Genomic DNA, 12415 nt, shown 5'->3' with positions numbered 1-12415 from the left:
TTTTTAGTGGACACTAGTGATTTACTTTACCGATTTTATCTTTCCAGTTGATTGATATTTCTGCTCCCCAGTCATTAAGATTAGCATAGTTTTGTTCTGCATAAGCACCACCGGCTGTAATAGGAACATTTGCTGCGCTTGCCATTTGGGTTAACAGATTGGTGTTACGATCAAAATATCCGTCTAAAGAAAATGATAATCTGTTGTTTAATACGTTCCCATCAAATCCTAAATCATATTTTACGGTTGAGTCCCAACGTAAGTTTGGTGTAGGGGTTACATTGGTTGTTAAGCCGCTTACTAGCGAACCCCCGTTTGACCCAAAGCCTAACCCTTTATTTGCATTATAAGTGTACAACTGTTCCCACTCGTATGCTGTAATGTTATCTTTCCCGGTTTCTCCAACCGATGCACGTACCTTGAAGTAATCCACCCATCCGAATTCTTTTCTGAACCAGGGTTCTTCCGATGCAATCCATCCTAACGAAAGTGTCGGGAAGAGCCCCCAATAGTTTGCCGGGGCAAATTTTGTGGAAGCATCGGCACGTAAAATAAATTGAGCTAAATACTTATCTGCATAGTTATAGTTGACACGTCCAAAATAAGAGAGCGTTCCTAAGGAAGTTTTTGTTGTATAACTATTAGAAACATCCAGTGTGCCTGCAGAAGAGCTGGCTCCATTATAGGCACCTGCTAAAGGATTATCATATTCGTAGTAGTTGTTTTGGACACTTTGGGTTGAACGTTCAGCCGCTGCCATGGCGGAAATGTTGTTTTTCCCAAACGAACCTGCATAGTTGATAAAGAAGTTCATTTGTTCGTTTTCGCTCAATTGGTTGCTATAAACGACGCGTGAATTTTTATTGTTTTGAGCTACTTTCCAGGTTGTGCTGGATGTGTATAAGTGATTATCCAGTGTATTGGTGTTTGTAGCCAATGCTAACGTAAACGGCATGGCGTCTTGTTCGTTATTATCGGTTTCATAAGTGCGGGCATATTGTCCTGATACTGATAATCCTTTTACATAAGGAATATCGTAACGTAATGTGAAATTAGCTGTGTAGCTATTGGATGTGTTTGTTTGAGCTGATCCGCTATTTAATATGGCAAAATAGTTCCAGTCTGCAATTGCATTTGCTGATGTTGCATTGCCTGATACTTTGGCAGGGCTCAGGGCGGGAGACACATATTGGGTTGTCCCATTCACATTATAAGACCAGGGAATATATTGTGGCATGTGAAGCAAATAACCATAGTCAGCTTGTTCCCCTCCTGCGTAAGACCCATAACTACCATCATTTATTGCGCTAACGACCTTCGTGAATGATTGAGTTTGTTTGCCGCTATTGGCGGATACAGATCCGTTCAAATGTAAATTAGAAGCGATTTCAGCATCTGTCCCTGCTCTGAAAGTATATCTGTTATAATTTTGGTTTTCCAGATTAGCTCCTTGTGTATAATAAGATGCTCCTACAAAATAAGTTGCTTTTTGGCTACCACCGCTTACATTGATCGAATGTTGCATAAGCCCGGCAGGTTTCCAAGCTTCCTTGAGCCAGTTATAATTCAATGTTTTCATTTGATTCAACTCATCTGTTGAATAAAGATTGGTTGGATTAGTTACCCCGCTTGCTTGCAAGAAACTATTGGCAAAGACTCCGTATTGATACGCATTCAATGTTTTTTCAAAACTTACAGCATTATCTATTTCGAATTTTGCCGAGTAAGAAATTTTAGGAGCACCTATTTGGCCATGCTTTGTTGTGACAATAATAACCCCTTGTGTCCCACGTGCACCATAAATAGCAGCACTTGCATCGCGCAATATTGAAATACTTTGAATTTCAGAAGGATCAAGCATATTAAACTGATCTAATGTGGGTAATCCACTTGTTGGATCAATTTGAATTACCCCATCAATAACAACTAAGGGAAGAGGCGTGCCTTGGTTTTTTGAAAAATTAAAGACTTGGCGAATTTGCATGGTCGATGTGTTATCGCCTGGGCGAGAACTTCCATCATTTACTGATAGACCAGCAATTTGTCCGCTTAATGCTTCTGTAAGATTGCCAACAGGTAGCTCTGTTGCTTTTTGCATGTTAACCGTAGCAATAGAACCTGTAATGTTTTTGGCTTTTTGAGTACCATAACCAACTACCACTACTTCATTTAATGATTTTATGTCCGGAAGCATCTTAATGTTTAACTCTAACTGTCCTGTGTAAGGTATTATTTGTCTTTTATATCCGACATATGATACCACTAATACGTCTGAAGGACGAACTTCTAAACTGTATTTTCCATTAACATCAGTAATAGTTCCCCGGGAAGTTCCTTTACAGGCGATAGTAACCCCAATTAAAGGTTCTCCCTGGTCATCGGTCACCTTACCTGAAATTCTTGATCCTTCAGATTGCTGAGATTGACTTTGGGTTGCATTGCTTGGTGCAGCCGTCAGTAGCTGTCCTCCTAACAGGAATGTTATTAAAAAACAACAAACCCATTTGGTACCTGGCAAAAGCACAATGTGTTGCAACTTTTGCCTAAACGATTCTTTGTGTAGTCGTTTCATGAAAAGTAAAATTAATAATTAATAAATTGAGATGAATTGTGTGGTTGTGAAACTATGAAGATTAACTATATTTTGTGTGTAAGATTTACGATAAGATTCTATATGTATATGTACATCGATGGTTATTTATTCGTATCTCTATAGTTTTACCTGATAGAAATTCTCAGGTGAGCTATTTGTCGGATGTTATTTGGCGCACGGACAAGCCCTTATTGTTGGGATTATAGTTTATATCCTGACAAGACTTCAGTGTAGTGGCAGCGACAGAACATAATGTAGTCTTTTTGCTGAGAAAGGAGTGTGTGCTCATATAATGTTTATTGATTAAGGTTGAGTCGTAAATAATTGAGTGTTACTTTCTAATTTTCAGGCTATATTGAGAAGAGCTCAGTTTGTAATTACGATTTTATTTGGTATTATCTTTTGTTTTTGTTTGTCTGTCGATGCAAATGTAATAGTAAATAATCGAAACACAAAGAAGATAATGATAAATATTCAAAATAAGTGTTTTCTGAAAAATAATAAGATTGATAATGTATAGTATGCTGATAAATAATATTATAATAACATTTTTCTTTTATATTCATTTGCTTTCGCTATCGAAGATGTAAAAGAATTTTTGTTTTAGACAATCTTCTATTCAAAAAGAATTCCTTATTTGTATTGATTCCTTTTTCGAATCTATATATTGGAATTCTACTAATTTTTCTTTCGTTTTTTTGTTCTATAGCTTGCTATGCCGATCTTGATAAATAAAAAAAGTCGTGGATTTGTTGTGAAAAATCACCTAATGCATTTTAGTTATGGCAATCTTGATGATTATGCCTCTTTATTTTTTATTGGAATTTATGCACACGTGTGCAATTTTTAATATAAATTTAGTCTATCCGTCTATTGAATTTTTCTTTTCAAAATTGATAGGGTGATTTTAATTGTGTGATATTGTATCCAGTATACGTCAACATGTGTTATATTATATAAAACAAATCTTCACTTATCGTATTATTAATTTATTTGTTAGTGAAAAGGGAAATGCATATAACACTACTTGCTATTTATATTCTAATATCGACGGATAAAACTAGAAATATCCTATTCATATATTGTTGAGAAATTTGATCTTTAACCTTTGTCTTTTGATCTAATTTCACTAGTGTCCACTAAAAAATTGCAAAAGATCTTTGAAAATATTGAAAGTTAGATAGTTACAGCGCTTTAAAGGGTGCGACGATTTCAATTTATCTTTGTATTGATATTCAATACGATATGCATAAAGAGAAGTTCGTTTTCGCCCAATTAGTCGAGTTTCTTAATGCCGATAAATTCAGGCACATTGTAGACAAGCACCAAGGAAACCGCTATATCAAGTCTTTTACCTGTTGGAATCAGCTGCTTGTTCTCATGTTCGGACAACTTTGCAACAGAAGGAGTCTGAGAGATTTGGCGATGGCTATCGGTGCGCATAGGGGTAAAGGATATCATCTGGGTTTTGGCAGTGATGTCAAGCTAAGCAATCTTTCCAAGGCAAATACCAATCGGGACTATCGCATTTTTGAAGAGTTTGCCTATTACATGGTTGGCAAAGCTCAATCAAAACGTATGGACAACATCTTCAAGCTTGGAGGTAAAGTCTATGCCTTTGATTCAACGACCATTGACTTATGTATGAACATTTATCAATGGGCTCGTTTCAGAAAGACAAAAGGTGGAGTTAAAATCCATACCCTGTTTGACCTGGAAACTCAGATCCCAATGTTCTTCCATATCACTCCTGCTGCGGTAAATGACGTAAACGCGATGGATGTGATTCCCTATGAACCAGGATCTTTTTATGTGTTTGACCGCGGGTACAACGATTTCAAACGATTGTTTAGAATCAACGAAATCAGGTCATTATTTGTGGTCAGAGCCAAGAACAATCTACAGTGCAAGGCAGTCAGATGGAAGAGAAGGATGCCGAAAAACATCCTCTCAGATTCCGTGGTGACATTCACTGGTTACATGAGCGAAAGGCATTATCCGAAGCCCATACGAAGAATTGTCTTCTACGACGAAGAGCAAGACCGAGTGTTTACATTCCTAACCAATGCTTTTAGTCTTGATGCTTTGCAAGTCGTGCTGCTTTACAAGAACAGATGGCAGATCGAGCTGTTTTTCAAGTGGATGAAGCAACACCTCAATATCCAAAAGTTTTGGGGCGTAACTGAGAATGCTGTCAGGATCCAGATTTACTCGGCTATTACCGCCTACTGCTTGGTAGCTATTGTGCATCATGACTTGAAGATGGAATGCTCCATCTACGAAATGCTTCAGATTCTCAGCATGTCACTAACGGACAAAGCCAACATAAATGATTTGCTCAACAAATCTAACTTCAACAATTTCAATGAACGATGCGGTTCAAGTGAACCAAGTTTATTTGCTTTTTAATATTTATACAGTGCCGTTTTTTTAGTGGACACTAGTGATCTAATTTTCATATTTGTCTTGTGCTTATTTCTTTTCTATATTGTCATAGTGCATATTATCAGGTATTTGTCCGGTAAGATGAGCAAGATTCTTGTATACAAATGATTCCTGTAATTTTATTTTTCTGTATTTGGATTGCTCTGTTGCCAATGGATTTAATAGATACAGATTGAATTGATGTGATGCTCTTTTTTATCGAAAAGATAGATTATCCGGCATATGTATCAACCGGATCATTGTTGAATCATTCAAGGTTAGTCTGTATATATGACTATGTGTATAATTTGTTGATTTTATGATAATTGAATTGGTGCTGATGCAAATATGATCATCTTAGACTTGAGTTGATGTTGAATACAAGTTATTTATAGTTGACTAAGATGTTAGCGTAGTATTCGGGATTCAAGATTATCTTATTCATATTTACTTGATTGCAATTATCGTTTTGCATAGGGCTGTCGAAATAAATCTTGTCATTCGGTTTGAATGCGTAGATATGAAATAACAAAGGAACGTTTTTCAATGCTTCCCCATATCGTTTCAAGGAAAGATTCCAGTATGAGCCGTTGTTAAAGCTGTCATCGATTAGTTTGTCATCCAGCCTGCAGGTAGCACGATTCCCCGTGTATTTCAAATGTAAATAGCCATTATCCATGCTGTTTGAAAAATGATGTGGCACAAACAATTCCCAATAGTGAATGGGAAAAATCTTCTTTTGAGAATAAGATGAAAGATTAGCATGCTTTACTATGGCCGGTTTTAGGTTTTTAAACGATTCCCAGGGAGCTGGAGGAACATAAGCCACCGTTGTCAGCCAGGAAGTGTCACTGTAGAAATTGATCTGGTCTGTATTGTAATAATCGATTTTTATTCGTGCTGCAAAAGCTGTGTCATTCTTTACAAATGGAAAATCAATCATTAATGTATTATCCCCATTCTTCAGATAGCCGGTTAAGTCGAGTTCGTTCAATGTTTCAGCAGATACAGGCTGGTTCAGCCATTTGTGATCGATGGCCAATGAACAGGGGAGTCCGGTGGAAAGATACAATGTGGCGCTCTTGATTTCCGAGGCGTGTGAAACACTGAATTCCTTTATAAAGAATTTATGGTATAATGTATTGCCTGCATTGATGACCGGAATAGCTGTACTTAACCATTGGGCCTGTAATAAAACTGTTTTGGGCACTAATTGGTAATTTAATGTATCCCTCTTGAAGTGCAAATCATAGGTGGTAAAGAATCCTTCTTTCTTTGATTGCATGGACAAATCCCCGGGTAGGGTCAAATGATATGGGTTATTGAGGGCAATAAGCCGGACATGAGGCGACGAACTGTACACATGTAAGGAATTGTGTTGCAAATATAGGTTCGCATTTGAGAGGAACCCTATTTTTTGATGATACCTATGAAACAACCATACATGCAGGCTCTCTTTGTAAGATAATATAAACAGGTGTTTGATGTTATTCTTCCTGTCCTTGATTGTAATATGGTGGGCGATCCCCGGTGTAAAGCCGGTCAGCAGATAATGATCCCTTTCCTTTTCTATATGACCGCTATTGGATTCGATCGATTGGATAGCCGTAGTGTCAAAAGATAATTCAGGCATTATGTTTTTGGTTTGCGTGAAAAACCAGTCGGTTGCATCCGGTTGTTTGATGACACAAAGCGGGGTAGCAGTTGCATATTGTAATATTACGTCGTTCATCCTAAAATTGTAAGGCCATATAAAGATGCAGCTATCTGTGATATCTACTGGTTTATGCGGAAAGGTAAGCTGTTTCGCCTGAAGCTGCAGGGTAAACTGAACCTGTTTTTGTATCGGTTTGCGATAACCACGATAATAATTGATTCCGAACACATAGCCTGTATCCTTTTCCGCTCTTACAGCATATTGTAATTTCGTATACACATCGGGAGAAGGTTTGATGACCGGAGTCATGAGGGCAAGGCGGCTTCCGAATTCATTGAGAAAATAATGAAACTTTTTTAATTGAAAATAAGCAGGTGAAAGCTCTCCCGATTCTTTCACCGCTGCCTGGAAATCGTATGAAATCTTCGGATATCGATTCGGGTAGCCGGTTTCATCTTGATTTTCTTCTAGGGAGGTCAATTGCCCTTTCTCATTGGTTCCCCCGGCAAACATATAATAGCCAATCAAATTACTGCCCGAACCTAATTTGGCTGTCGCTATGGCTAACCCATCGATATCACTGAAGACGGGACGGCGATGATAGGTCACCTCGTTGCCGACACCTAATTCACAGGTAAAATAAGGATAGCGGTGATAGGTTTCATAATGGATGGTATCCGCTAATTTCATCTCGTTGCCGATACCTTCTTCGTTCCTTACCGTAGTAAAAATGTAGTTGGTGTTATTGGCAATTTTATCCAGATTCGTATTCCATGGAGCCCCGGGGTATCCTCCAAACAAAGGGATAACCTGATTTTTAGGAACCGATGCATTCCCCCATCCGGTGACGGTATACATAGGCACATCGATGCCTGCTTTTATGGCAGTTTGTTTTAGCCATTCAATGTGCGCTTCTCCCTGTTTGCCATGCCGGTATTCATTTTCCAATTGAACCCCTATTACCGGCCCGTTGTCTTTATACAGCAATCCTTTCAACTGAGCGGCAACCTGATTATACCATTGCTGTACATAGTATTGGTATTCCGGATCATTGCTGCGGAGATGAATGTATCTTTTTTGTAAAATCCAATCCGGAAGCCCTCCGTTACGCACTTCGCCATGGCACCAGGGACCTATGCGTACAACAGCCATTAGATGCAGCTTTTTACATAATGCTAAGAAATAACGCAGGTCTTTATTCCCGTGCCAGTCATATTGTCCTTCTATCTCTTCATGGTAAATCCAGAATACATAGGTGGAAATAATAGTAATGCCACAGGCTTTCATTTTGAGCAATACATCTTCCCATTCGTTTCTCGGGTAACGTGAAAAATGGATCTCTCCCATGACAGGTATGACGGGTTTTCCACCAATAGTCATGTATTGATTGTTGATGAGAAGCGCTTTACCTGAAGGGCCGGGGTTCCCCATACATAATTGTCCTTTTATCAATGGGCTTGACGCATTGCGGGTATCAATGAAATAGTGTTGTGCAAAGGCCTCCGGCATGGTCATGGTTCCGACGTACACTAAAATGAACAGTAGAATGATTTTTTTATTCATAACGCTTCAATGTCTATTATTAAAGGAAATGATCGTTGTTTTTGGTGTAGTGATTATGACAGGTTAAGAACCCTAGTTGTTCGTTCGACTGTGGAGTTTTACCTAGTCAATGAGATTAGGCGGTTTAACACTGTAACCGGCACACGTAGCGCTGTTCCGTGCCGTGTTCCTGCCGGGAAAGATACAAATGAAGAAACGTTTTGCCAGTGTATTCCATCGGTTGAGCGTACTGCGCCGTAGGTATGTTCCCGGTATTTATCAAAATAGACATATACGTATTTCCCTATTAATAGGGGAGAAGGGCCTTCTGCCCAATAATGGCCGGTGATAGGAGGCGAAACGTTTATCGGGAACCCTTTGTTCAGGGATCTTGTACAAGTGACCCGGATATTTTTTTGCACAGGCCTGAGCATTTCATTCTTTATGAATAACCAGTATTTTCCTTTCCAATAAAGCATAGCGCCGTCGATGACGCTAAATGCAGGGTTGAAGAATAGTTTTGTAGGACTATAATGGATAAAATCTTTTGTGGTGGTAAAATATAACCGGTGGTTTAAGCCTTTCTCAGTGGCCGAGTCAGGCGTTTCCGGATGTAACCCCGGCACAGTAGATGCCCAGAAGATGTAATATGTTTTTGATTTATGATCATAAAAGAGTTCCGGTGCCCACGTATTTTTAGCTAAAGGTTTATAGTACATTACAGGAAGATACTGCTCTTTCGACCAATGAATCAAATCTTTGGACGATGCATGGCCAAATCCTTTGTCCCACCATCCTGTTGTCCAGACTACATGAAATATGCCATCCCTGCCTAATAATAAACTGGGATCACGTATCAGGCTGTCCTTTCCAACCAGTGGTTTCAAAAAGGATTTCCCATGATTAAGCGGAAGCCATTTTAATCCGTCATAACTATAGGCTAAATGTAACCCGTCTTCTCCATTGCCACTAAAATAGGAAAACAAATAGGCCGTTTTGCCTTTTCTTTTGGCAGATGCCAAAGGCAGGGAGAGGACAAATGCAAATAAGCAGATCCATATAAATTTTGTGTCTGTCGACTGTGATTTCATATGTTTATTTTTTACACTATGGATGTATGAAACTCGCCAAAACAATCATCTACTTGAACATGAGTTATTTTAGGCTCGTTTCATATATACTGTTCCTTTGTGAGATGCCTTATAGTTTTTGATTGATTTTATTTGTTTCGATCCGGTGCCAGTTGATATATTTCACTGCCAGCCAGTAAGAAACAACCTAATCCATAATCCTCGAAGTCGGGAACATGATTGTATGTAACAGGTTGACCGTCTTTCGGTTCTTTGCCCGTTCCTTGTACATATCCGAGCATGCCATCGGGATGAAGGGCATATGTTGTCAAGCCATGCCAGGCTTTTTCAACGATTGGTAAATATATTTCCCGATTAAGCCATCTTTTATGAATTCCCCATGCCATTCCATAAACGAATAAGGAGGTTCCTGATGTCTCTTTGCCTCCAAAATAATCAGGATCTAGAAGGCTGACATTCCAAAAACCGTCGGAACGTTGCAGGGAGGCTATTTTTTGCATCATTTCCATAAAAGTGTGCTTATATTCCTGATATCCTATAGCCGATTCGGGCATTATCTGTAATACTCTTACCAATGCCGCGATAACCCATCCGTTTCCCCGCGACCAGTAACAATTTTTCCCGTTGGGTTCTTTGTAGGGTGATACAAATGATTTATCGCGCCACCACAAACTGTCTTTTGAATTGTAGAGTCCTCCTCCCTCCTCCGTTTTGGTATGCATATACATCTCATACATACGTTGAAAGTATCGGTTATCGTGATATAACACTCCTAACTTGGCAAATACCGGCATGCCCATTTGTAATGCATCAATCCACCACCAGTCATCGATTTTGTTACTTTGCAGCATGTTATCGATAGATTCTTTTATATTGCCGATTTGTTTCTTTTGGTGTTGTAACGTATAAAGATCAATATAAGTTTGTCCGCAACATTGATTGTCTGCACTACGCGTCGCAGGCCCGCCCGGTAAATTCCACTGATGGCTGTCTCCCCATCGGTCTGCATATTTTAAGAACTTGTGTTTAGGACTCAGGTGGTATAAGGCCATTAATCCTTCATAGTACACACTGCGTGTCCAAATGTTACTGGGCCGCGTTTTGTCTGTCGTGATAGGAAGCCCCGGATCAGGATATTTGACCATGAAATATTTGTTGGCAAGTTCCATCTGTTGTAGAACGCGATGTTTGTCCGGTAATGTTTGTGTAAATACAAGCTGGCAGATTGCGATTGCAATGCACAGCCCTGCGTATTTCTTCTGATTCATGTGTCGGTAATTTATGTTTTGGTTTATGTTAATAGGTGCTGTGTTCTGCTTCGGGTAGGGCTATGTCTTTTATTCCAGAACAATGAAATGTATTAAAATCGCTCACATGGTGTAACGAGAAAAATGGGACAAGCCTCTCTTTCGGGAGCCGAAGGTCATCAAAGGTAATATCATGCACATCGCTGAGTACAACGGAAGGCCTGAAATCGGGGTGTGCATAATAGACAGCAATATGATTCATTTGTATATTCCGGGCATGGCGGATATAAAATGCCGCCGCCGGTAAATCGCCAAACATGGTAGGCTCAGGATAAGCTGCTTCTTTTTCAGGAACAATCAATGCAGCTTGGGCTTTCGTTCCTCCTCCCTGATAGTAAATGGCTATATTACTTAGGCTAATGTCTTCGATGGGATGTCCCGGTATGCCGCTGAATGAGCAAACATAACGGGAGTCGGCATGGTATACCCTTATATTGTTTATCGAGATATCATGTAATTGCCCGATGGAGGTTCCTTTGGGGCTTCTCATTCTCGATCCTAACCGGATAAAAATCGGAGAAGAATTCATATCCTTCATCACAATATTGGATACCGTAATATTATGCAAGTCCCCGCCATCTACGGTTTCAAGGGCTAAACCGCGACAATGGTCAAACACGCAATTGGTAATGGTTATATTGTTAAAGCCTCCGCTTGATTCTGTCCCCAGTTTGATTCTGCCGCATGAGAACGATTGATCGGGAGCCTGATTTTGATAATGTTGAAAGGTGCCGTTCATGACGGTTCCAAGATCATATCCGCTCACAAAACAGTCTGAAATGGTCACATTCTCCGTATTGCGGAAGAATCCCAATGCATAGGTGGCTTTGAGCACAATGGCATCATCGTAAGGGGAGTTGACCGTGCAATTTGAGATCCGGACGTTACGGCATGCGTCAATATCCATCCCATCCCTATTGGTGTCAATCAACAGGTTTTCAATCGTCATATTGTCCAGCCCTGTAGCTAAGAGTGCAAAATGGCCGCAACGTTCCATCCGGATGTCTTTTAGGAGTACATTGCGGCATAGTTTCAGGCTGATAGCCTTATTCCCGACACCTGTGATATGGCTATCTTCCCGGGTCAAACCTTGTCCGTCAATTATTCCTTCGCCGCAAATGGTAATATTATGTAGTCCGATTCCCCAAATCAGGCTATTTCGCCAATAACTATGCCCAAAGTCCTGGTATTGGCTGAATGGATTGGGTTCGATGGAGTCATATCCGGTATTTTGAGTAGGATAGGCCGCTTTGAGCGTAGCTCCTGCTCCTAACCTTAGGGTGATGTTGTTTTGTAGACGAATAGAATAGGAAGCATATACCCCGGCAGGGAGAAAAACCGTTCCGCCCCCGGCTTGTGCTGCAACATCGATGGCTTTGTTGATGGCAGGGGAATCAATCGTTTTTCCATCGCCAACAGCACCAAAATCTTTTACGTTATACCAATTGTTCGCTTGTGTCATAACGGATAACAATAAACAACATACAAAAATAAACATTCTTGTTTTCATGTGATTATAATTTTACTGAGATTAAGCAGATGACTTTAAGTCACCCGCTGAGTTATACTCAAAATTTACAAATGCTCTCTTCCCTTTAGATTGAAGGATCGAAGGATTGAGGGTTCTAACTTCCCTTAGATTGAAGGATCGAAGGATTGATGGATTGAAGGTTTCAACTTCCGTAACTTCTTCTTCAACCATTTGCTGTTTAAAAGTCCCTTTAGGGATTTAGGGTAAATTTCAGATTTTCAGATTTCTACTATACTACCATCTACTAAACTACCTTGCAGTTGACATCTT

Annotated in this window: 6 protein-coding genes; 1 reads left to right on the top strand and 5 read right to left on the bottom strand. The window is 39.7% G+C overall.

The features are described 5' to 3' along the window. Window positions 1–13: 13 nt before the first annotated feature. Entirely contained in the window at window positions 14–2572 is a 2559-nt protein-coding gene (locus FHX64_RS05535; RefSeq protein WP_183412804.1) for a SusC/RagA family TonB-linked outer membrane protein, read from the bottom strand. Window positions 2573–3838: 1266 nt separating this feature from the next. On the opposite strand from FHX64_RS05535, the gene FHX64_RS05530 reads away from it, so the two are divergent. Then, window positions 3839–5002 carry an IS4 family transposase gene (locus FHX64_RS05530; protein ID WP_183412237.1) on the top strand — a complete coding sequence of 388 codons (1164 nt, stop codon included), beginning with the start codon at window positions 3839–3841 and terminating at the stop codon, window positions 5000–5002. A gap of 400 nt (window positions 5003–5402) precedes the next feature. Here the strand turns inward: FHX64_RS05530 and FHX64_RS05525 are convergent, their stop codons facing one another. The 4 genes from FHX64_RS05525 to FHX64_RS05510 form a co-directional block, all read right to left on the bottom strand. Then, window positions 5403–8237 carry a beta-galactosidase gene (locus tag FHX64_RS05525; protein WP_183412803.1) on the bottom strand — a complete coding sequence of 945 codons (2835 nt, stop codon included), beginning with the start codon at window positions 8235–8237 and terminating at the stop codon, window positions 5403–5405. Between the two features lie 98 nt (window positions 8238–8335). Continuing rightward, on the bottom strand, window positions 8336–9307 hold the full coding sequence (locus FHX64_RS05520) for a glycoside hydrolase family 43 protein (RefSeq protein WP_183412802.1): 972 nt from the start codon (window positions 9305–9307) through the stop codon (window positions 8336–8338). Between the two features lie 128 nt (window positions 9308–9435). Further along, window positions 9436–10575: a glycoside hydrolase family 88/105 protein gene (locus FHX64_RS05515; protein ID WP_183412801.1), complete on the bottom strand. Its 1140-nt coding sequence runs from the start codon at window positions 10573–10575 to the stop codon at window positions 9436–9438. 28 nt (window positions 10576–10603) lie between these two features. After that, window positions 10604–12112, bottom strand: coding sequence for a rhamnogalacturonidase (locus tag FHX64_RS05510; RefSeq protein ID WP_425487962.1), 1509 nt, complete (start codon window positions 12110–12112; stop codon window positions 10604–10606). Window positions 12113–12415 lie beyond the last annotated feature (303 nt).

Origin of the sequence: Microbacter margulisiae, assembly GCF_014192515.1 — a bacterium.
Lineage (GTDB): Bacteria > Bacteroidota > Bacteroidia > Bacteroidales > Paludibacteraceae > Microbacter > Microbacter margulisiae.
Note: the sequence above shows the minus strand (reverse complement) of the source record. Positions and strands in the feature narration are given on the sequence as shown.

Excerpts from the sequence above, each read along its gene's own strand:
- FHX64_RS05510 (WP_425487962.1), bottom strand. The coding sequence starts at position 12,112 with ATGTTTATTTTTGTATGTTGTTTATTGTTATCCGTTATGACACAAGCG.
- FHX64_RS05530 (WP_183412237.1), top strand. The coding sequence starts at position 3,839 with ATGCATAAAGAGAAGTTCGTTTTCGCCCAATTAGTCGAGTTTCTTAAT.
- FHX64_RS05535 (WP_183412804.1), bottom strand. The coding sequence starts at position 2,572 with ATGAAACGACTACACAAAGAATCGTTTAGGCAAAAGTTGCAACACATT.
- FHX64_RS05515 (WP_183412801.1), bottom strand. The coding sequence starts at position 10,575 with ATGAATCAGAAGAAATACGCAGGGCTGTGCATTGCAATCGCAATCTGC.
- FHX64_RS05525 (WP_183412803.1), bottom strand. The coding sequence starts at position 8,237 with ATGAATAAAAAAATCATTCTACTGTTCATTTTAGTGTACGTCGGAACC.
- FHX64_RS05520 (WP_183412802.1), bottom strand. The coding sequence starts at position 9,307 with ATGAAATCACAGTCGACAGACACAAAATTTATATGGATCTGCTTATTT.